Annotated in this window: 20 protein-coding genes; 4 read left to right on the forward strand and 16 right to left on the reverse strand. The window is 53.8% G+C overall.

The window, feature by feature from the left end; all coding sequences use genetic code 11:
• Positions 1–77 precede the first annotated feature (77 nt).
• On the forward strand, positions 78–1865 hold the full coding sequence (locus P0D43_RS02285) for a DUF4394 domain-containing protein (protein WP_394673119.1): 1788 nt from the start codon (positions 78–80) through the stop codon (positions 1863–1865).
• Positions 1866–1933: 68 nt separating this feature from the next.
• On the opposite strand, the gene P0D43_RS02290 is transcribed toward P0D43_RS02285, so the two are convergent.
• From P0D43_RS02290 to P0D43_RS02305, 4 genes are all read right to left on the reverse strand, one after another.
• Complete coding sequence (locus P0D43_RS02290; RefSeq protein WP_159569160.1) at positions 1934–2647, reverse strand: anti-sigma factor domain-containing protein; 714 nt, start codon at positions 2645–2647, stop codon at positions 1934–1936.
• The gene (locus P0D43_RS02295) at positions 2644–3192 is read right to left on the reverse strand and encodes a sigma-70 family RNA polymerase sigma factor (RefSeq protein ID WP_159569161.1); all 549 of its coding nucleotides are present in this window, start codon (positions 3190–3192) and stop codon (positions 2644–2646) included. The genes P0D43_RS02290 and P0D43_RS02295 overlap by 4 nt, the downstream gene beginning before the upstream one ends.
• A 91-nt stretch (positions 3193–3283) precedes the next feature.
• On the reverse strand, positions 3284–3790 hold the full coding sequence (locus tag P0D43_RS02300; protein WP_159569162.1) for a Dps family protein: 507 nt from the start codon (positions 3788–3790) through the stop codon (positions 3284–3286).
• A 31-nt stretch (positions 3791–3821) separates the two neighbouring features.
• Positions 3822–4922 (reverse strand): SMP-30/gluconolactonase/LRE family protein, encoded by a 1101-nt coding sequence (locus tag P0D43_RS02305; protein WP_394673120.1) that lies wholly within the window; start codon positions 4920–4922, stop codon positions 3822–3824.
• A 105-nt stretch (positions 4923–5027) separates the two neighbouring features.
• Here P0D43_RS02305 and P0D43_RS02310 point away from each other — a divergent pair, with 105 nt between their 5' ends.
• The 3 genes from P0D43_RS02310 to P0D43_RS02320 are packed head-to-tail and all read left to right on the forward strand — an operon-like array spanning position 5028 to position 8116.
• The gene (locus tag P0D43_RS02310) at positions 5028–6257 is read left to right on the forward strand and encodes an acyl-CoA dehydrogenase family protein (protein WP_394673121.1); all 1230 of its coding nucleotides are present in this window, start codon (positions 5028–5030) and stop codon (positions 6255–6257) included.
• On the forward strand, positions 6257–7345 hold the full coding sequence (locus P0D43_RS02315; RefSeq protein WP_394673122.1) for a phosphotransferase family protein: 1089 nt from the start codon (positions 6257–6259) through the stop codon (positions 7343–7345). Before P0D43_RS02310 ends, P0D43_RS02315 begins: the two co-directional genes overlap by 1 nt.
• Positions 7346–7351: 6 nt before the next feature.
• The gene (locus P0D43_RS02320) at positions 7352–8116 is read left to right on the forward strand and encodes a histidine phosphatase family protein (protein WP_394673123.1); all 765 of its coding nucleotides are present in this window, start codon (positions 7352–7354) and stop codon (positions 8114–8116) included.
• Between the two features lie 2 nt (positions 8117–8118).
• On the opposite strand, the gene P0D43_RS02325 is transcribed toward P0D43_RS02320, so the two are convergent.
• The 12 genes from P0D43_RS02325 to P0D43_RS02380 form a co-directional block, all read right to left on the reverse strand.
• Positions 8119–8481: a copper-binding protein gene (locus P0D43_RS02325; protein WP_394673124.1), complete on the reverse strand. Its 363-nt coding sequence runs from the start codon at positions 8479–8481 to the stop codon at positions 8119–8121.
• 20 nt (positions 8482–8501) lie between these two features.
• Positions 8502–8996: a cupredoxin family protein gene (locus P0D43_RS02330; RefSeq protein ID WP_341237692.1), complete on the reverse strand. Its 495-nt coding sequence runs from the start codon at positions 8994–8996 to the stop codon at positions 8502–8504.
• A gap of 27 nt (positions 8997–9023) precedes the next feature.
• Positions 9024–10436, reverse strand: coding sequence for a multicopper oxidase family protein (locus P0D43_RS02335; protein ID WP_394673125.1), 1413 nt, complete (start codon positions 10434–10436; stop codon positions 9024–9026).
• A gap of 17 nt (positions 10437–10453) precedes the next feature.
• Complete coding sequence (locus P0D43_RS02340) at positions 10454–11878, reverse strand: TolC family protein (protein ID WP_394673126.1); 1425 nt, start codon at positions 11876–11878, stop codon at positions 10454–10456.
• Positions 11875–12162 (reverse strand): hypothetical protein, encoded by a 288-nt coding sequence (locus P0D43_RS02345; protein ID WP_159569170.1) that lies wholly within the window; start codon positions 12160–12162, stop codon positions 11875–11877. The genes P0D43_RS02340 and P0D43_RS02345 overlap by 4 nt, the downstream gene beginning before the upstream one ends.
• Before the next feature lie 63 nt (positions 12163–12225).
• Positions 12226–12630: a hypothetical protein gene (locus P0D43_RS02350; protein ID WP_394673127.1), complete on the reverse strand. Its 405-nt coding sequence runs from the start codon at positions 12628–12630 to the stop codon at positions 12226–12228.
• Between the two features lie 44 nt (positions 12631–12674).
• Positions 12675–14867 carry an acetyl-CoA hydrolase/transferase C-terminal domain-containing protein gene (locus tag P0D43_RS02355; protein WP_394673128.1) on the reverse strand — a complete coding sequence of 731 codons (2193 nt, stop codon included), beginning with the start codon at positions 14865–14867 and terminating at the stop codon, positions 12675–12677.
• 15 nt (positions 14868–14882) lie between these two features.
• Positions 14883–15848: a metal-dependent hydrolase gene (locus P0D43_RS02360; RefSeq protein WP_394673129.1), complete on the reverse strand. Its 966-nt coding sequence runs from the start codon at positions 15846–15848 to the stop codon at positions 14883–14885.
• A 148-nt stretch (positions 15849–15996) separates the two neighbouring features.
• Positions 15997–16332, reverse strand: coding sequence for a YegP family protein (locus P0D43_RS02365; RefSeq protein WP_341237737.1), 336 nt, complete (start codon positions 16330–16332; stop codon positions 15997–15999).
• A 146-nt stretch (positions 16333–16478) separates the two neighbouring features.
• Positions 16479–17924, reverse strand: coding sequence for an efflux transporter outer membrane subunit (locus P0D43_RS02370; RefSeq protein ID WP_159569174.1), 1446 nt, complete (start codon positions 17922–17924; stop codon positions 16479–16481).
• Positions 17917–21081 carry an efflux RND transporter permease subunit gene (locus tag P0D43_RS02375; protein WP_394673130.1) on the reverse strand — a complete coding sequence of 1055 codons (3165 nt, stop codon included), beginning with the start codon at positions 21079–21081 and terminating at the stop codon, positions 17917–17919. The genes P0D43_RS02370 and P0D43_RS02375 overlap by 8 nt, the downstream gene beginning before the upstream one ends.
• A 10-nt stretch (positions 21082–21091) precedes the next feature.
• Positions 21092–22357 (reverse strand): efflux RND transporter periplasmic adaptor subunit, encoded by a 1266-nt coding sequence (locus P0D43_RS02380; RefSeq protein WP_341237735.1) that lies wholly within the window; start codon positions 22355–22357, stop codon positions 21092–21094.
• Positions 22358–22410: the final 53 nt, after the last annotated feature.

The raw sequence follows: 22410 nt of genomic DNA on the forward strand, positions 1-22410 counted from the left end.
CCCGCCACCGGGTGTTCCCTCTCTGTCGACTTGTAATTTGACACCTGTTTTAAGCATCAACGACAGAGGGATTAAAAATGATATTCAAGAAAAAATTTGTGGCACTGGCTTTGTCCAGTTTGGTGTTGGGTGGTTGTTTTTCAGATGATGACAACCTGAACTTAAGTGCCGGTGATGTGTTCTTGCTGACAGACGCAAACCAGTTGGCGTCGCTCAACCGTGACAACCCCTCTCAGCTTAGAACCAGCACCCAGCTAAGTGGCTTCATGAGCAGCGGCGAAGTCGCCATTGGCATGGACTTCCGCCCTTTCAACAGTAAGCTGTACGTGGTCACCAAAGACGCCAGCGATGTGGGTCGGGCTTACACAGTCAACACAAGCACTGGCGAACTGACTTTTATTGCCACCTTGGTGGCTGACCCTGCAGACGACTCGCCAGGAAATGCCGCGTACGCCACTTTGCTGGGCGATAATTTTGGCGTCGACTTCAACCCGGCGGCTGACGCCTTGCGCGTTGTCAGCGATGCAGGTCAGAACCTGCGTATTTTTCTGGACAACGATCGCCGCGCTACAAAAACAGCGGGGCAAACCATTACCGATCTGGAAATCAATGGCGGCCCGGCCAATGCTGAAACCACTGGCGCGGCGTACACCAACTCGTTCGACGGCACCAGTGGCACTCGCTTGTTTGACATCGACACGGTGAACAGCCGCTTGGTACTACAAAGCGCAAACCCTGGAACTTTGACCGACATTGCGCCCCTGGGAGTGAGCGCAACAGCTGTTAACGGCTTTGACATCGATCCAGAAACGAATGTCGGCTATGCCCTGCTGACAGTGGGTGCGAGCAAAGGGTTGTACACGGTACGGATTCCTGACCCCGCAGAGACATTGCCCATTGCGACCAACGCAGCTGCGCTGCTTGGCAATGTGAACATCAGCGGCAATGTGATCGGACTCGCTCTTGAACTGAACAAAAATCCAACCGTAGTTGGTCTGAACGGTACATTGACAGCCCCCACGCTGTTCTCCTTCACGCTGCGCACACCAAACACCATTAGCACACCAATTGCGGTGACTGGCCTGGCAGCGGGTGACCAATTGCTAGGCATTGATGTACGCCCAGCCACCGGCGAGTTGTACGGCTTTGTGCGCAACGGAACGAATGGCAAGTTGTACACCATCAATCCTGATACAGGTGCATCGACTTTGAAGTCGAGCCTGAGCAATGCCAACACCGCAGGTGCTGCGCTGGCATTTGATGCCGCAAAGGTTTACAGCATTGACTTCAACCCGGCTGCAGATCGTTTGCGACTGGTCAGCTCGGGCAATGGTGACGGCGAAAACTATCGCATCAATGTGGACACGGGTGCAACCATCGTTGAAAGAGACCAAACGGCTGCGCCAGGTGGAGACCCGGCAGGCGGAGATCTTAGATCAGACGCTGGTGCACCAACGCCAGCCGCAGTTGATTTCAGCGTGACGCAAATTGCGTATACCCGCAATTTCTCGTCGACCATTCGCCCAGCCCCATCCACAAGAATGTTTGATATTGATTCCGTCAACTCAACATTGTTGCAACAGCTACCACCCAACACCGGTTTGCTCAGGCAAATCGGCGCCGTTGGTGGTGGCGGTTTGAATAACTTTGCCGGCTTCGATGTGGTGGGTGGTGACGATGGTGCCCGTGTGATTGCAGGACGTATCGGTACGACTGGACCATACAGCCTGTTTGACATCAACTTGAGTACAGGTGCTGCGATGCCAGCTGGCGCCTTGATTGGTGCAGGTGCCACCAATCAAATCGGTGGCGGGACAGGGCCTGCCGATCTTCGTGACCTGGCGATTATTTACAACCAGCAGTAATTCAAAGCTGAAAAAAAACCCCGGTTCAAAAGACCGGGGTTTTTTTTCGTTTCCAACTTTGCGACGAATTACCTCAACGCCACCGCCGTACCAATGAACATGATTTCACCGGAAGGTCGATTGCCCAAAGGTGATCCTCCTGCCGGCTCCAGCGTGACTTCAAACAATTGCTTCTCTACCAATTCAGGTAAATTGTTTGCGGGCACCACCATCGGCTTGCCCCATTCCATCAGCCCCAATGAAGTGGGCGCTGGGTCCGAAGGTGCTTTGGTCCACAATTGCAGCGTTTTGCCCATGTTGGCCGGGTTGCCCTCAATTGGAAGGTTGCCGATTTGATACACACGAATGGTGTCATCTGGCATGGCTTCGACCAACCACTCGGTTGTTTTGTCGGGGCTTTTCATCACAGCAACATAACGTGGGCCATCATTGGGCGCTTGGCCTGCACCCAGCAACTGCACACCCAGCACCACCGCAGCAGTGCTTGCAGCAACCGCCCAACCTTTCCAAAGCCATGCCAGAGGAGCAACTGAAGCTGTTGTCTCGCTTGCACGGGTCAATGAATGGTCTACCTTGGCCCACACTTTGGCACTAACTGGCTCTTGCTCGAATTTTCGAGACATGGCGGCAAAGTGATCCGTCCAGTTGCTCACCTCTTTGGCGAGTTCTGGGTCCTGGTTCAAGCGGCGCTCAAAATCCTGTCGCTCAGCGTCTGTCATTACGCCGAGCACGTACTCACCAGCCTCGATAATCTTGGCTTCTGTCTGCGTCGTCTCTGTCATGACAAACACTCCTTCAATTTCAACAATCCCCGGCGTATCCAGCTTTTCACGCTGCCGAGGGGCGAATTCAGCCTCTGTGCGATTTGCTCATGGGTGTAACCATCAACAAAGGCCAACACAATGGCGTTGCGCTTGGTTTCGTCGAGCTTTCCCAAACACGCGCTTAGTTTTTCAGCTTCCTGGGCCAATTCCTGATTGTCGTTGGTCGACAGCTCGGGCACATCGTACTCTTCGGAAGACACTTCCATCAGACGCTTGCGTACAGAGTTTAACGCCTGGTTGCGAACCACCGTGTACACCCAACCACGCGCTGATCCCAAGGCGGGTGAGTATAAGCGAGATCGATTCCAGACCTTGACCATGGCATCGTGTAACACCTCTTCGGCCAATTCACGCCGTTTCACGATTCTGTACGCCACCGAAAACAGCCAACGGCTGTCGCGCGCATAAATGGCCTGCAACGCAAATTTTTCGCCTCGAGCACAGGCCAGAAGCGCAGCCTCATAGTCAAAGTCGCTCGGGTCTGGAGAATTTTTTTCGGTCACGTTAACACTACTCGCAGCAAGGTCAAACAGATGCAAAAGAAAGGGCAAAACAGGTTTGCCCACCCGCTTGGGTTACCAGACAACACCGGAATCAATCTTCAAGCAAAGCACGAAGCATCCAGGCTGTTTTTTCATGTATGTCCATGCGCTGGGTCAGGATATCCGCAGAAGGCTGATCATCCCCGTCTTCAATGATCGGAAAAATCTCGCGGGCTGTACGCGCAAGCGCCTCGTGGCCCTTGGCCAGAATTTCCACCATTTCCATGGCCTTTGGCGGCTTGGCGGGCGCATCTTTCAAGGTGCTTAATTTTGCGAACTCGGCGTAAGAACCCGGTGCATGAAAACCCAGTGCTCGAATGCGTTCCGCAATTGGGTCCACTGCATTCCACATTTCGGTGTATTGACCCATGAACATGGTGTGCAGGGTATTGAACATTTTGCCAGTCACATTCCAGTGGAAATTGTGCGTGGTCAAATACAAAGTATAGGTTTCAGCCAACAGGCGGCTAAGGGCCTGGGCAATAGCTGCACGCTTGGCATCGGGAATGCCGATGTTGATTGAAGGCATGTCGGGTTTTTTTGCTGCTGCTTTTGCCATCAGAAAACTCCTTTACGTACCAATGAATTCTTTATTGACCCAAGGGGTTGGAAATAGTTGCCACCCCGTTGATGTGCACAGATCCAAAGTACAGTTTGCCATCAAAGGGCGTGGCCTGCGTGATGTAATGGTAATAAGCCCCCGCCTTCTCGGCTTGCAGGTTGGCAATCACTGTACCCTGCGGATTAATCGCCAGGGCCATGGCCTTGGGCGTGATCAGAAATTGAACGTAATTCAGTAATTTTGCCATTGCTTTTCGAACAGCTGGCTTGCCTGCCAGCGAATCCAGCAAAGGGTCACGTAAACTGGGTACTGCCACCCAGTAATTGCCGTCTGTGTCGGTGCGAATGTTGTCGGGAAAACCAGGCAAGGCGTCGATGAAAATATCGCTGGTCCCGGCTTTCTCGCCTTGCAACCAGTATCGAACCACGCGGTATTCACCCGTTTCATTCACCAATACATAGTCGCCCGCTTTTGACACTGTGACACCGTTTGCGAATTGCAAGCCACTGAGCAGCGTCTTGGTTTCGCCCGTTTGAAAATCGTATTGAAGCAAGCGCCCGTTTGGACCATGTTCAAGAATATCCAACACGTAATTATTCAGATCAAACTTGCTAGACGCGTCTGAAAAATAGGCATAACGGCCATCGGCGCTCACTGCCACATCGTCTACAAACTTGAAGGGCAAACCTTGCGACTCGGTGCTCAACACCGACACCTCGCCTTGCTGCGTCACTTTCAACAGGCCTTTGATTGCATCGGCCACCACCAGAAATCCGTCAGGATGAAACACCAGACCCAAGGGGCGGCCTTTCGTATTGGCAATCAAATCGAAGGGGGTTGTTTGCGGACTTTCGGGCACTTGCAGTTTGACGGGGTCGAACCGAACAATCTCGCCAGTGTTCATGCCGGTGTATAGCAAACCATCCGCCCCCGGAGCAATCGATTCTGGCTGCAACAGGTTGTAGGTGCCAAATACCTCGGCTTTTTCAAGCAAGTTATTGTTTGCATAGGGGCCGGAAGTCAGGCTGGGCATGAGCGCCGGATTCCAGGCCACAGGCTCTACAGGAGTAGAACCAAACACTACAACACCACCAATCACCGCCACAGGCAGCAAAACTGCTGAAATCAAAACTTTGCCCAAAGCACGCATATTGTTGACACCTTGTAATTTCCGTTAGCATGGATGATATCGGAGGAAACAAGCCGAACCGCCAAAATAATCAGGAGACCGGTTGTGAATTTTGAACCCAGCGCCAAAGCGCAAGACTTTGTAAAGCGCGTTCGCGCCTTCATGAAAAATGAAATTGCCCCGCTTGAAGCAGCCTACTGGGACAAAATCGACGCCCAGTGCAACGGTCGGGAGTGGGTCAACTGGCGCATTCCCCCTGAAATGGAAGCCCTGAAAAGCAAGGCGCGCGAAGCCGGTTTGTGGAATATGTTTTTGCCCGACGACAAACTGGGCGCAGGCTTGACCACCATGGAATATGCGCTGATCGCTGAGGAAACAGGCCGTAGCCTGATGGCACCCGAGGTGTTCAACTGCAACGCCCCGGACACCGGCAATATGGAAGTGCTGTGGAAGTACGGCAGCGACGCACAGAAGAAAGAATGGTTGGAACCTCTGCTGGCGGGCGAAATCCGATCTGTTTTTTGCATGACCGAACCCGATGTGGCCAGCAGCGATGCCACCAATATGCAGGCCACCGCCACACTGGAAGGTGATGAGGTGGTGATTAACGGCACCAAGTGGTGGAGCAGCGGGATTGGCGATCCGCGTGCAAAAATTGCCATCGTGATGGCTCGCACCGAAAACCCTGACAAGGACCGCCATCACCAGCACACCATGGTGCTGGTGCCATTGAACACACCTGGCGTTTCCATCAAACGCATGCTGCCCGTGTTCGGCACCTACGATGAACCACATGGCCACGGTGAAGTTGAATTCAGCAATGTTCGCGTGCCAGCCATCAATGTAATTGCCGGGCTAGGCAAGGGTTTCGAAATTGCACAAGGCCGCCTGGGCCCAGGCCGCATTCACCATTGCATGCGCTGCATTGGCGCAGCCGAAGAGTCGCTGGACCTGATGATCAAACGCGGTATTTCACGCGTGGCATTTGGGAAACCTCTGATCAACCTGGGCGGCAATCGCGAACGTGTGGCCGAGGCACGTTTGGCCATCGACCAGGCCCGCCTGCTGACCTTGTACGCAGCTTGGAAACTCGACCAGCTTGGTGCACTGGGTGCAATGACTGAAATTGCAGCCATTAAAGTGGTGGCGCCCAACGTGCTGGAGCAAGTGGTGGACATGGCCATTCAAATGCACGGTGGTGCGGGTGTAAGCCGCGACACGCCATTGTCTGGCTTTTACATTCAGGCCCGCAGCCTGCGCCTGGCCGATGGCCCGGATGAAGTACACAAAGGCGTGATTGCCAGAATTGAGTTGATGAAGCGAGGTTTCAAATAATGACTGAGCTTTCAAAATCAGTCAGTGACTCAGTGCTCGACAAAGGCAGTACGGTTCGAAAGGGTGAGGAACTAAATACCGATGTGGTTACGGGCTGGCTGCGCACGCAGGGTTTGACACTGAGCGACGAGCCCGAATTGACGCAGTACTCTGGCGGCGCATCGAACTGGACCTACCGGCTAAAATATCCCGAAGCCGATTTGATTTTACGCCGCCCACCCAAAGGCACCAAGGCAAAAGGCGCGCACGACATGGGCCGCGAGTTTCGCATTCAAAGCCTGTTGAGGCCCGTGTATCCCTATGTGCCCAATATGGTCGGCCACTGCGCCGATGAGTCACTGATCGGCAGCGAATTTTATGTGATGCACCGCATTGAGGGCATTATTCCGCGCAAGCACATGCCGCGCGGTGTGCAACTGAATCGTGAGCAGGCCAGGCAACTGAGCATTAATTTTCTGGACCGTTTGATTGAGCTACACCAAATCGACATTCACGCCAGCGGGCTGGACAGCTTAAGCAAAGGCGGTGGCTACACACGGCGCCAGCTAGATGGCTGGAACCAGCGTTACGACAAGGCACGCACCTGGAATGTGAGTTCATTCAACAAAGTGCGCCGCTGGCTTGATTTGAATTGCCCAGAGGATGTGAAGCTGTGCATGATTCACAACGACTGGCGTTTGGACAATGTGGTGTTGAGTCCGACCAACCCCACTGAAATTATTGGCACGCTGGATTGGGAGCTGGCTACGGTGGGCGACCCATTGATGGATTTGGGCAGTGGGATTACCTACTGGGTGCAGGGTGACGACAACTTCTTGATGAAGATGTTGCAACGCCAACCCTCCAATTTACCAGGCATGATGACCCGACAAGAAATGGTGGATTACTACATGGAAAAAACCGGCATTCACACCAACAACTGGACTTTCTACGAGGTATTTGGTTTGTTCAGAATTGCCGTGATTGCCCAGCAAATTTATTACCGCTATTACCACAAGCAAACACGCAACCCGGCTTTCAAAAACTTCTGGATCATGGTGAATTATTTTGACTGGCGCTGCAAATCGCTGATCAAAAAACTGGGCTGAACACACATGGGCACTATTTACTTGGTTCGTCACGGGCAAGCCAGCTTCGACAGCGCAGATTACGATCAACTGTCGGAGCTTGGTCAACTGCAAGCCGCGCAATTGGGCGCTTGGTTCAGGGCGCGCAAAATTCACCTGCATGGCTATTTCAGCGGCAGCATGAACCGGCATTTACAAACGGCGCAGGCCTTTGCCAACACCTATGGCGTGTTCAAGGAACCAATACAACACGCGGGCCTCAATGAGTACGACCATGAAGCCATTTTGCAGGCACTGATTGGGCAGTACGACGATTCCGATGCGTTTGAAAAACAGGTGATGCAAAACACCGACCCCCGCAAGGTCTTTCAGCAAATTTTCGAGAAAGCCATTGCGCGCTGGGTAAGCGGGGAACACGATGCCGATTACCCGGAAAGCTGGCGGGCGTTTAAAACCCGCGTCATGAGTGGTTTGGGCGCAGTGACTGCGCAAGCCACGCAATTGAAACGTGGCACGGCCTCGGCCAATGTGATTGTGTTTACTTCAGGTGGGCCAATTACGGCTGTGGCGCAAAACCTGTTGCAACTTCCAGATACAAACGCATTCAAGCTGAACTGGATGATTACCAATTGCAGTGTCAGCAAGCTACTGTTTGGGCAACGTGGAATCAGCCTGGCAAGTTTTAACGAGCAAGCCCACTTTGAAGGCGAAATTGCAGGTGTGTTGGCAGACCAGGCCAACGGGCTGGAAGCATTCGCTGCCAAACCCAATGGCCTGATCTCTTATCGCTGAGTTTAGTTGGCTTTCTTGATCTCGGTCACGGTGTAGTTCGAGCCTTCCTGCTTCACATTGAACTTCACTTTGTCACCTTCTTTCAGGCCTTCCAGCATGGCTTTGTCGGCCACACCAAACACCATGGTCATGGGTGGCATTTCAACACTTTTGATTTCGCCGTGTTTCACGGTGATCTTGCCGGTGTTCTTGTTGATCTTGCGAATTTCGCCATCGGCCATTTCAGTGTTGGCGGCCGTGGTTTCTTTCGCCTCTTTGGCACCACCATGGTCGTGGCTGTGACCACCTGCATGGTTGCCCGCATAAGCCAGGCTTGAGCCCAACAAGGCCAAAGTGATTGCACTCAGTTTGATTGTGTTGTTCATGGTATTGCTCCTTCAAAAATTTAGTTGGCGATCACAGTAATTGTGCCCACCATGCCAGCCTGAAAATGGCCCGCGATCAGGCAGGCAAATTCAAAAGTGCCCGCCCTGTTAAAAGTCCAAACAATCTCCCCGGTTTGTCCTGGATCCACATGGGCCATGTACGGCTCATCGTGTTCCATACCAGGGAACCTCAACATCAACTCTGCATGTTTTGTATTTTCGGCTTGGGTGCCAATCACAAATTCATGCAGCAAAGTCCCCGTGTTGCGCACCACAAAACGAATGGTTTCGCCCTGCCTCACTGTCAGCTTTTCCGGGCTGAAACGCATGTCATCGCCCATGCTGACATCCACAGTTTTGTTGGCGGATTTTGCATCGCCCGCAATACCCCAGTCTGTCTGTTCTTTCACAACCGGGGCGCTGCCATGCTTTTTCTCGCCGTGGGCCTGGGCAATACCCTGCACACCTGCAAATAACGCAACACTCGCAATTAAGACACCCAGCAACTTCGACATTTACATTCCTTTACTTGCGTTACACGCTCAATGGCCGGAATGACCGGTGGGTTTGCGCACTTGCAGTTCAATGTGCGGCTGATTCTTCTGCGCAAGCTTCATGCTGGGCGTACCCGCATTGCTGCTGCGCGCAGGCCGGGCCAATTCACCAGTGAACTCGTACGCCACCGTGCCCTCTGGGTGCTTGTACCAACCGGGGTCGGAATAGTCACCAAGCTTTTGGTCCTTCCGCACTTTCAACATGCTGAACATGCCGCCCATTTCCACCGAGCCAAAAGGGCCCTCCCCGGTCATCATGGGAATGGTGTTGTCGGGCAGGGGCATTTGCATTTCTGCCATGTCGGCCATGCCACGCTCACCCATGGCCATGTAGTCTGGAATCAGGTTGGTGATTTTCTTGGTCATGCCCCGGTGATCCACGCCAATCATGGTGGGCACATCGTGACCCATGGCATTCATGGTGTGGTGGCTTTTGTGGCAGTGAAATGCCCAGTCGCCTTCCTCGTTGGCAATGAATTCCATTTGCCGCATTTGGCCCACGGCCACATCCACCGTCACTTCCGGCCAGCGGCTACCCTTGGGTGTTGGGCCACCATCGGTGCCCGTCACTTCAAACTCATGGCCATGAATGTGAATGGGGTGATTGGTCATGGTCAAATTACCCACGCGTAGTCGTACACGGTCATTTTTGCGCGCAACCAGCGGTGAAATGCCGGGGAACAGGCGGCTGTTCCAGGTCAACAAATTGAAGTCGAGCATGGTCATGATCTTCGGCGTGTACGCGCCAGGATCAATGTCGTAGGCATTGAGCAAAAAGCAATAGTCGCGATCCACTTCGCTGATCAACGGGTTTTTGTTTTTGGGGTGAGTCACCCAAAAGCCCATCATGCCCATGGCCATTTGCACCATTTCATCGGCATGCGGGTGATACATAAAGGTACCGGGCCTGCGTGCCTCGAATTCATACACAAAAGTTTTGCCTGCCGGTATGCCGGGCTGGTTCAAACCTGTTACCCCGTCCATGCCGTTGGGCAGGCGCTGGCCATGCCAGTGAATACTGGTGTGCTCAGGTAACTTGTTGGTTACAAAAATTCGCACGCGGTCGCCTTCCACCACTTCAATGGTGGGGCCTGGGCTTTGGCCGTTGTAGCCCCACAAGTGGGCTGTCATGCCCGGTGCCATTTCCCGCAACACAGGCTCTGCCACCAGGTGAAATTCCTTCACGCCCTTGTTCATGCGCCAGGGCAAGGTCCAACTGTTCAGTGTGACAACAGGGTTGTACGGCCGCCCCGTATTGGGCACCAAAGGTGGCATGGTGTCGGGTGAGGTTTGCAAAATGGGTTCAGGCAAAGCGCTCATGGCGACCTTGCTGACACTGGCCGCAGCCACTGCACCACCTGTCAGGGCGGCGGCTTTAAAAAATTCTCGTCTGGAAGTCATGTTTATAATCCTTTTACTTAGTGACCACCACCAGCGTCGCCGCCAGCACTTGCTGCTGCGCCACTGACCGATACCATCATGGGCTTGCCCACGACCGTGGCTTGCAATGCGGCATCCGCTCGCCAAAAATCCGCTTGGGCATTGATGGCTTGAACCACCGTGTTCACCTGATCACGGCTGTCTGCCAACAGCTCGAACACACCAATGAACATGCCGTTGTAACGCAGCACATTTTCATCGGCGATGGTTTGCCGCAACGGAATGATTTCATCGCGATAATGGCGGGCAATGTCGTAGGTAGTGCGGTAGGCAGAATAGCTTTCACGCAGGGTAGATTGCGCGCCCCGCAATGTGGCCTCCAGCCGGTTGGCCGCAGCCAGTGTGTTGGCATTCATGGCATCGCGTTTCATGCCACCCCAGTCAAAAATTGGCAGGCTAAGCTCCAACTCGTAACCTTTGACATTGCCGCGCTCACCGCTTTCATTGTCAAACACCGTGTCGTAACGCACACCCGCCTCAAGGTCCAGAAAACTGGCCACATTGCCCAAGCCCTGTGCCTTGGCACTGGCATCAAAACCCTGTTTCGCCATGCGCACATCCAAACGATCTTCTGCGTGCCTGGCCACTTCAGCAGGGGCTTTAGGCGCTTCAGGCAAATCGGGTAGTCGATCTGGCAACTTCAGTTGTGTGGTTTGTTCAGTGTTCAGGCCCAGCATGCGCACCAAGGCTTCTCGGGTTGCGGTGGCTTTGTGTCGGGTCGCAGCCAGGTTCACGGCTGCATCGGCGTAAAAGCTTTGCTGTCGGGCACGCTGCAGGCGCGTGAAATTGCCCACTTCCTGCATGCGGCGAGCCAGCTCTGCGCTGGTCTGTGCGCTTTCAAAAACCTGTTGGGCGTAGCTGTGTGCCTGTTTGGCCGCCACGGCATCCACCCAGACTTGGCGTACCTGTGTGACCTGGTCCACCACACTGCTGGTCAATTGCAACTGCGCACGATCAACCTGGGTACGGGCAATGCCCTGACGGGCCGGGAAACTGAGCAAATCCAACAGCCCAAAACTCAGCAATCTGCCAATTTCCAGTTCGCTGTTAAAACGAAGTCGCTCAAACGCAAAAACCGGGTTGTGAATACGGCCACCTTGCGCAGCCTGTGCAGCCTGCGCCCAGTTTTCAGCCAGTACGGTTTGGAACTGGGGGCTGTGGGTCAACATCAGCTCCACGGCGGCTGGCTGGCTTAGTGGCTCTTTCAGAATGTCGTTGGCTTTGCTCGCCATGGCCTGGCGTTGTTCATCGGTTTGAACAAGGCTCAATTTGCCATTGGTGAAACCGGTCAATTCCTGATTGGTTTGGCTCACCGATTCATCGATATTCACGCTTGCACAACCTGCCAGCACCAACACAGCCGCGGCCGCAGCAGTTTTTTTCAACACAAATGGCATGTTCATTTTGCGCCCCCGTGTTGGTGACCGTGTTGGTGCTTCGCAGGTTCTTGTGTCTCTGTGGGTTTGCTGTTTTCGGTTTTTTCGTAAGGCTCCCGGGCGTAAACGCGCCAGCCTCCAATTTCATCAACCAATTGATTGGCATTCGGCCAATTTTTTATTTCAGGGTCGTTGTAGGGCTGATAAGCCTCGAACGCAGACTGGTATTCAAGCTGTGGTGCGGCAGTTTCTGCATGCGCAGGCAAAGCCATGGCAAGCAGCGGCAGCACGAATAAGGGTTGGAACTTCATAGATCCTCGCAATCATTCAATACACAAGGCATGCAGGGCTTTCATCCCACGCATGCCCACGAATCAAATGGCGAGTGTTTTGGGCGGTCGGTCTATTCGGCGCGTGTCGGCGGAATGGGGAAGTTGTGGCGCTGAAATTGGGTGTAGTGCAGCCTGCTGTACCGCTGCGAAACTGGTTTGAACCGGTGCAAACAACACCACCGCGCAGGTGGGCGCACAATTGCAGCAACCGTGCAGCGACTTCATTAGTTTTTTGGAGGAATCCGGGTCGGCGTGATCACCTGAACCCATTGAATGCATGCTGTGGTCCATGCCGTCGTGGTGCATCATTTCAGCCCCACTGGTGGTCGAATCGCCTTTCAAATGACAGGCGAACATGCTGGCCTGCGCCATGCCTTGAACAGGCAACGCAAACAGCATCATCCACATCAGAAAGGTTCGAACCACTTTTGTCATAGGTCGCAACATAACATTGTCGGTCAGACTCGGCAAGTTAGGGAAAGTTGCAGTAACTACCCCAAAGCCTCACTGATTTCACCTTGCGCTTTCAATTCTTCAAGCAGCAGGGCACGCACCACTTTTGTTTCAATGCTGTCGGGCTGCAGCAGATTCATGCGCTCAAGAAATGGCTGGGCTGAAGCAGGGGGGTTGGCCGCAAGCAAAGCTTTCATGGCCAATTTCCATTTTGGTGTGCTCGCAGCACGCGCCTTTACTCGCTTCAAGGCTTTGGCCAGCGCCCACTCCACGGGCGTGAAGTCGCTTCCCAACGGAAAAGGAGCCAATACCCCTGAACCGACAAACTGACCCAAGCTAGAATTCAGCGCACCGGGGGTGTTATTCAAAAACTCAGCAGGAATTTCATAGTCAGTTTCAATTTTTCCGGCCTTTTTGGCTTGCGCCAGCAAGTCCGCCTGAAAACGCGCATCCGCGATGTGGATCAAAGCCTTGGCCACCTGAGAATCCGACTTGCCCCGAAGGTCGGCAACGCCATATTCGGTGACAACAATGTCGCGCAGGTGGCGCGGTATGGTGCAATGTCCATAGCTGAAAACAATGTTGCTGCTTGGCGCATCGCCCTGCCCATTCTCCCGTACGGCACGAATCATCAAAATACTTCGACCCGTGGGCAACTTGTGGGCCATCGAGACAAAGTTGTACTGCCCCCCCACACCGGAGATCACTCGCCCGTCGTCCAAGCCATCTGACACCACGGCGCCACCCAAAGTCACCATAATGCCGGTATTGATAAAACGGGCATGTGTGCGTTGTTCGCTATACAGCACGGGGTTCAAGTCGAGCTGGTTCACATGCTCCACGCCCAGCATGTGGATGGAATCACGTTCCGCCTCGGGCATGTTGCTTAATGTGGAGTACATCGAGCCTGGTCCCAAGAAGAAGCCTGCATGCAGCACAATGCCCTGCTTCAAACTGCGGCCAAGGCCACTGGCCTGTAATGCGATCCGGGTGGACTTGTCGGCGAAATTGGCCAGAACACGCTGACCGTTGGGCAGCACCAGCCATACCCCCTCATGCAACACGCCTTCCTTGAACAGGCCATGTTGTTTCAATACCGAGAAGTCATCGGGAGAAATTTCCCGAACTCCGATCTCGGCCAGATCATCCAGCACGGTGGGCTCAAGTTGCTGCGGGTTACAGCGACCCAGGTTGATTAACTTTTGCAATGCCCAGTGCCCGTATACCTTGCGTTTTAAAACCCCGGTTTGCATCAAATGCAAAAAGCCGTCCACAAACATTTCAGTGGCACCATAAAGCCCACCATCAAATGGCGTGTGTCCGCCGATCTGCTCGGCAAATACCTGGCTGGCATTGGGCCGGTTCAGCGCATTCAAAACGTTGCAGTAATTTGAATTGTCCGTTTGGCGCAAAGCCAGTGCATGTACTACGGCATCACCCAAAGCGCCAATGCCCACTTGCAGGGTGCCGCCGTCTTTCACCAGCGCACTGGTGTAAAAACCCAAGGCATAATCGGCAAGGTCAACGGGCAACTTGGGTGTAGAAAACAAAGTGGTGTAGTAGCGCGAATGGTCAACCACCACATCGAAAACATGGGCTGGAACCACTGCGCTGTGCCCCATGAAGGGCAAACGTTGATTCACAACCCCCACTACCAGGTGTGTGCGACCACTGGCCTGCAGCATGCGGACCAGCTCAATGGATGTGTCGGGGTTACAACTAAGTGAGTACTGCGTGGCCGGGCCATCGCCGGGCTTGCAAACAGCCTGCATGGTCAGGTTACAACCCATGTTGAAAATATCCCGGGCTGCAGTGGTGTAGTTGGTGCTCACATAGTTTTGTTGAGCCGCCAAATTGTTCATGCGGCTACCCGGTTTGAAGAAAAACTCCTGCACCTTCACATTGGCGGGCAATTGGCTGTTGGTCGCATCGACTGCATACAACAAGTCGGGGCAATCACCCCACACACGCTCAACAAAAGGTGTCAGGAATGCCGCTTCTACGGCAGACCCAGCAACCGGCTTTTCCAGCGAAAGCGCGGTCAGTATGGTCAGGTTGATTGAAGGGTCGGCCTTGGCACGCAGATACAGTGCATTGATCAATTCGGGCGGTTTGCCCAAACCCAGCGGCAAACCAACTCGAATTTCCTTGCCCAGGCGCTGGATGATTTCATCCACACACTGCTCAACATGATCCAGAATCAAGGGCTTCGTTGTGCACTGTGTTGGCATGAATTCTCGCTCAGTTTATGCGGCCACCTTCATGTTTGCGGCAATCGCGCTTGCAGCCAAAGCCGCTGGGGATTGGTCCAGATAAGCCTGGGCCATGTCTGTTGAACCTTCTTTTGAAGGATCGTACCACGGGCTGAAATACGGCAACTGTTGCAACACCAGCCACAGGGGGTTGGGCAGCAATTGCCTGCGCGAGGCCTTGAACCACTCCACCCACATCCAGGGTTTGTACACCGCAGGTTTTTTCTTCGCAAAACGGGGATCTTGCCCGGCAATATTTGCTGCGCCATCCACCCACAAACCAATAATCATGGGGACCACAATCGCGGCCAGGTAATAACGCGACAAGTAATCCCCACCCAGGTGTTTGTACAGGTCGAAGGCAACACTTCGGTGCTCCACTTCTTCGGCGCCATGCCAACGAATCAGGTCCAGCATCACCTGGTCTGCGTTGATCTCGTCCCACTTTTTGTTTTCCAGCGCGTACATGCCCAAAACGCAAGTCATGTGTTCAATGGTTGCCACCAATCCCAAACGGGCCAGCATCCAACGGCGCGCTAAAAGCGCAGGTACTTTCTTTCCGAATGGCTTGTCATCCAACACCACGTCAAACAACCATTTCATCAATTGCTGGTTGCGTTCGGTGTTGATGCCCCGCGCAGCCAGATATTCCTCGGTGGCAGAACTGTGTCCGCGCGCATGCATGGCCTCTTGCTTGATAAAACCACGCACATCCGCTTTCAATTTTTCATCCGTCACGAAAGGCAACGCCTTGTTGTAAAGGCGGCAGAACCAAAACTCGCCAGCGGGCAAAATCAGGTTGATTTCATTGATGAAATAGCTGGAGAACGGCTCATTGGGTAGCCAGTCGATCGGCGTTTCCGACCAGTCAAACTTCACATTGCGCTGTTTCAGTACGGTGTCTGTGTTCGACGCAGGGCGCGCGGCTTTTTTTCGTGCAGCAGTGGTGGTGGCGGTCATGGTGGGGCTCCAACAGCTATGTTTAGGATGACATTCTTTGATGTCATGGTTTAATCATAACCGTGAAGTTACAGAACCGATAGGGGATTTGCTCTACCGCAGTGCGGCAAATCATGCAGCGTGAATGCTGCATGATTCTCACTCTATGTCAGGCTGTCGAATCCTTCACAGTCGTCGACTTGCCATTGGTTTTCACCGACTCAATGCCGTTGTCGCAGCCTGATTCTGTGGCATACATCTGGCTGGAACCAATAATCTGATGATTGGCAGCTTTCAAATTGAAATGATGCTTTCCGTTGGCAGCCACTTTTTTCTCGTAACGAGCGGCATCACCACAGTTTTTCTGAACTGATTCAATGCCGTTCTCAGCCGCTGCTCTGGTTTTGTACAGCTCGCTGGTCAAAATGGTTTCGTGGTTGCCTGCTTTCAACACAAACCTGAACTGACCATCGCTGCTTTTGCTCAAATCAAAATAACCTGCCATCTCCAACTCCTTTGCATGAATTATTGGTAAATGCTGTGGGTTAACCCAATTTGGTTATATCACAGGCCGGTGAAAGTTCAATACATAAAGCAAAAACGGCGGCCAGTTGCCCGGTCGCCGTTTGACTATTAACTTCAATTAAAAGCTTATTCCTTCAAGGCCACTTGGTCGGCATTAAAGCCACCGCCCAAGGCGCGAATCATGGCCAGGGTTGCACCCTGCTGGCTTTGCCAGGCCGAGGCCCAGCTTAGCTGTGCATTCAGCAAATTACGCTGGGCGTCCAGCAATTCAAGCTGATTGGCCACGCCATTGTCTACGCGCAATTGCGCCAAACGCACCACCTGGGTCAGGGTTTGAACCTGCTCCTGACGGGCTTGCAGCCGCTCGCGGGCTTCACGTTGTGCCACGATGGCATCGTAAATTTCCTGGAATGCCCTTCGAACACTCGCTTCGTATTGCAACACGGTTTGATTGCGGCGAGCAATGGCCGCATCTCGTTCATTCGTCAAACGACCTGCCTGGAAAATAGGCTGCGTGATCTGTGACTGAAAACTCCAGATGCGTGCCGGGCCACTGAACAAATCGCTCAGATCAGCACTTTCCCGACCACCGAACGCACTCAAACCAATGGTGGGGAAAAAGGCTTTGCGTGCCGCTTCAAGATTGGCCTCACCGGCCAGCAATTGTTGTTCAGCAGCAGCCAGGTCGGGGCGGCGCAACAGCAATTCGGAGGGTGTGTTCTCCGGCAAAATGAACAGGGTAGTCAAGTTCAGGTTGTCGACCCCCAACGGTGGCAATTCAGGGGTGTTTCCACCCACAATCACCGCCAGTGCATTTTCAGCTCGGGACAACTGCTCACGGGTATCGGGCAACTGCGCACGCACCGCCAACAACTCCGCTTCCGTTTGGCGCAATTGCAACTCATTGCTCAAACCCACGTCGTAACGTTGCTTGGCCAGCTTGTAGGCGGAATCGCGGCTTTCCAGTGTTTGTTCCAGCACTTTCACCTGAAGGCGTAGTACACGCACCTGGGTGTGCAAGGAAGCAGCGGTTGCGGCAACACTTAAACGAGCGCCACGCACGTTGTAGCCTTGCTGCATAAAACTGGCACGAGCAGAGTCTTCGAGCGCACCAATTCGACCCCACAGGTCCAGTTCCCAACTGGCACCAACGCCAATCTGATTGCTTTGATACACGTTCTGACCACCAAACACAGGCACGTTACCAGCCTGCGAAGGGCGGTTGCGGCCACTGGTGAACTGACCAAAAATAGAAGGCCATTGCTGCGATTTGGCGATGCCAAGCACCGCACCCGCTTCATTCAACCGTTCATTGGCAAGGCGCACATCGGTGTTGTTCTTCAAGGCCTGCTCAACCACGGCAATCAAACTGGAATCACCCAACAGTGACCACCACGCCTCGTTTTGAACATCCTTCATGCCGATGCCCTTGACGTTGTCCGGCACCACAACCTCAACGGGCTGCTCGGGCTTGGCGGTGAATTTTTCCAGCAAAGGAATGCTGGATGCACAGCCGGTCAAGGCCAGGGTCAAACCCAAGGCAATTGCTGTTTTTGGAAGGGTTTTAAACATGCTCGCCCCCTTTGTTCGTTGTAGATTGATTGGATGAATCATTTGCTTCCTCTTCATCACCATGGTGTCGCCCACCTTTCTCACTTCTGTCAATCAGACGGTAAAACAGGGGCACAAAGAAAATGGCCAGCAGGGTAGCTGCGGTCATGCCACCCATGACACCGGTACCCACCGCAGTACGTGCGCCAGCACCAGCACCGCTGAAAAACGCCAGCGGAACCACACCTAGAATAAACGCAAACGAGGTCATCAGGATTGGGCGGAACCGCAAACGGGCCGCTTCCAGAGAAGCATCAAGGGCGCTCATGCCTTCTTCACGTTTCAACACAGCAAACTCGACGATCAAAATTGCGTTCTTCGCAGCCAGGCCCAACAAGGTCACCAAGCCGATCTGAAAGTACACATCGTTGGTCATGTCGCGCATCCACACAGCCAGCAGCGCGCCGAATATGCCGAAAGGCATGGCCAACAGCACCGAAAACGGCAAGGTCCACTTTTCATACTGGGCAGCCAGAATCAGGAACACCATCAGTGCACCCAAAATCAACGCGAAGCTCGATGATCCTGCTGAACGCTTTTCCTGAAAGGACGCGCCTGAAAAGTCATAACTGAAATCATCGGGCAACACTTCGGCTGCAATGTCTTCAATGGCTTTAATGGCCTCGCCAGAGCTGATCCCTGGTGCGCCACTGCCCAACAGTTTCACTGCAGGCAGATTGTTGAAACGCTCCAAAGTTTCCGGGCCTTGTGAAAACTCCACCTTGGCGAATGCCGAAATGGGGATCATCTCGCCTTTGTTGGAACGCACATACATATTGCCAATGTCAGTCGGGCTTTTGCGGTATTGCGCATCGGCCGACATCAGCACCTGCCAGGTGCGACCAAACTTGTTGAAGTCGTTCACATAATAAGTACCCAGACTTGCAGACAGGGTGTCGAATACCTCATTGATGTTCACACCCATGGCGCGCGCACGTTCACGGTCCACATCCACATAAAGCTGTGGAGTACCCGGGCGCCACAAGGTTTGAACACCCGCAAGGCGTGGGTCTGCATTGGCTTTGGCCATGAAATCATTCATGACCTTGGCCAATTCGGCCGGGCCGCCTTCACCCCGGTTTTGAATGTAAAACTCAAAGCCACCGGCATTGCCCAAACCGAAAATGGGCGGTGGTGCAAATGCCAGCACCAAACCTTCTTGAACACCGGCTGTGCGGCCGAACAGTTCGCCCACCAGGTCTTTGGTCACCGCCTCGCGTTCATCCCAATGGCGCTGGGTCACGAACATGGTGGCGGCGTTGTTCTTGAAGCTACCGCCCAAAAAGTCGAAACCGGTAAACGCCACAGAATATTCATTGGCCGGGTTGGCTGCCACGGCATCCACCACTTCGGCCACGACTTTGTCGGTGCGCTGCAAGGTTGCGCCATCGGGCAAAAACACCGCTGCAATAAAGTAGCCTTGGTCTTCATCGGGCACCAGTGAACCCGGTGTGGCCCTGAACAAACCGGCAGTCACCACCAGCATCACCAAGAACAGACCGATACCAATGGCTGGGCGCATGCTGATGAACTTCACACCGCCCACATAGCGGGTGGTTACGCGTGCAAACCAATTGTTGAATGCCGTGAAAAACCTGCCTGGCTTTTTGTGTTCATGCTTCAACATCAACACACACAATGCGGGGGTTAATGTCAACGCCACCACGCCGGAAACAATCACCGCGATAGAAATCGTGATTGCAAACTGACGATACAGCTCACCGGTCAAACCACCCAGAAAACCAATTGGAATAAACACGGCCGACAACACCAACACAATGGCAACCACCGGGCCGGTTACTTCCTGCATGGCCTTAATGGCGGCTTTGCGGGCGCTTAAACCCTCCTCGTGCATAATGCGCTCAACGTTCTCCAGCACCACAATGGCATCGTCCACCACAATACCAATGGCCAGCACCATGCCAAACAGCGTCAACGTATTGATCGAATACCCCAGCACATACAAACCAGCAAAGGCACCCAGCAAAGAAACCGGCACTGCCATGATAGGAATCAATGTGGCACGCCAGTTTTGCAGAAATACATACACCACGATGAACACAAGAATCATCGCTTCAATCAGCGTTTTTACAACCTCACGAATCGACACCTCAACAAAGCGTGTGGTGTCATAGGGCACCGCATAATCCAGCCCCTCCGGGAAATCTGCTGCAATGTCATCCACCGTGCCTTGTACGGTTTTTGCTACCTCCAGCGCATTGGCGCCTGGCTGCAAGAACACGCCCACCAGTGTGGCTGGCTTGCCATTGATGCGACCGGTGAAGTCGTAGTCTTTCGAGCCCAGTTCAACGCGGGCCACGTCTTTAAGACGCAATGAAGAACCGTCGGCATTCACCCGAATCAACACATTTTCGAATTCTTCAACATCTTGCAGGCGACCTTGCGCCGTAATGGTGTACACCAGCTCCTGACCATTGTTGTTGGGCGCCTGGCCCACTTTGCCTGCGGCAAACTGAGCGTTCTGCTCATTCAACGCGGCGGCAATGTCGCCCGCTGTCAGCTTCAACTGGGCCATGCGATCGGGCTTGATCCAAATACGCATCGCGTAGTCTTTCGCACCAAAAATTTGCACATTGGTGGTACCGGGAATTCGCTTGATGCGGTCGAGCACGTTCAAGGTCACATAGTTCGAGGTGTAGAAGTCGTCGAAACGGCCGTCTTCAGAATAAAACGCCAACACCTGCAAGAACGACGACGAACCCTTGTTCACGGTCACACCTTGCCTGCGCACTTCCTGCGGCAAAATGTTCTCAACCTGCTTCACCCGGTTGTTCACGTTCAGTGCGGCCTGGTCGGGGTCTGTACCAATCTCGAACGTGACCACAATCTCAACTACGCCACTGCTGGCCGAAGTTGAGCTCATGTACATCATGTTCTCAACACCATTGATGGCATTTTCAATGGGGGCAGCCACGGTACTGGCAATTACCTCGGCCGAGGCACCGGGATAAACTGCACGCACCTGCACCACGGGCGGTGCAATTTCAGGGTACTGCGCAATCGGCAAACCACGCATGGCGGCCAAACCCGCCAGCATGATGAAAATCGACAACACGGCCGCAAACACAGGCCGGTCGATAAAGAATTTTGAAAACATGTGTTACCCCTTATTGCTTCTGCTCAGTGGCTGCTGGCGCTGCAGCAGCAGCGGCCTCGGCAGGCGCAGGCTGCACATCGGCGCCTGCAATCACGGGTTTTACGGGCGTACCAGGGGGCGCTTTCATGAATCCGTCGGTGATCACTTTGTCGCCTGCAACCAAGCCATCTGTGATTACCCATTGATCACCCTTCCACTGGGCAACTTGCACGGGACGCGGAGCCACTGTGTTTTCAGGGCTAACAGTCATCACAACCTTGCCGCCGGCCGGGTTTTCAAGCACGGCGCGTTGGGGCAACAACACGGCATCTTTTTGCACAGCGCCGCTGACACGCACGCGCACAAACTGCCCCGGACTCAGCACTTCTTTCTGGTTGGCCAGCACCGCACGCGCATCTACCGTGCCAGTGGCCGGGTTCACACGCACATCCTGAAAGCCCAGCTTCGCCTTAAAGCCCATGGGCTTGCCATCGGCACCCAGCACTTCCACCACCAGGTCGCCGTTGCTCAGGCTGATCTCACCGCTGGCAATGCCTTTGCGCAATTGCTCATGGTCTTTTTCAGGAATACCAAAATTCACATACACCTGATCAATCTGGGTTACCGTGGTCAACAACTCGGAGGGACCCGATACAAAACTGCCCTCGGAATACTGCGAGCGACTGGCAAATCCATTCACGGGCGATTCAACCCGCGCATATTCCAGATTCAAACGCGCAGTGCGCACGGCAGCACTGGCCACCAGCAAATCGGCCTTGGCCACTTCAAATGCGGATTGCGCATTGTCCAGTTCCGATTGGGAAACAGCCTTGCTGTCTGCCAAAGGCAAAACACGTTTGTAATCGCGCTCGGCCTGAGCTGCGCGAACCTTGGCTGCATTTTCATCGGCCAAAGCACGGGCCAGTGCAGTTTGGTAAGGGGCGTTGTCCAGGCTGTACAAAGATTGCCCTTTCTTCACGCGACCACCTTCCTCGAACAGACGGCGTTCGATAATACCCGCCACGCGGGCGCGAATTTCAACCTCGCGCAGGCCTGCAATTTGCGCAGGGTATTCATAGGTCAGTTCGAGTGCTTCGGTTTTCACCTCGACAACGGGTACAGGTGCGGCCTGGCCGGCACCACCGGGTGCTTGTGCATCGGCACCCTGGCCGCAGCCCAGCAGCAAAGCGCTGGACAGAACAGTCACCAGCAGCGCAGGCAGAAGGGTGGCTCCTGCAAATGCGCGGCTGTAAGGGGAAGCTTGAGTTTGCTTTGAATTCAATGAGTTGCTGTGCATGATGTGTGCCCTGTACTATCCTTGTGGGAATTTTTCGGGGTTGATTTAATGAC

It is taken from the genome of Limnobacter sp. (genome assembly GCF_043511195.1).
GTDB lineage: Bacteria > Pseudomonadota > Gammaproteobacteria > Burkholderiales > Burkholderiaceae_B > Limnobacter.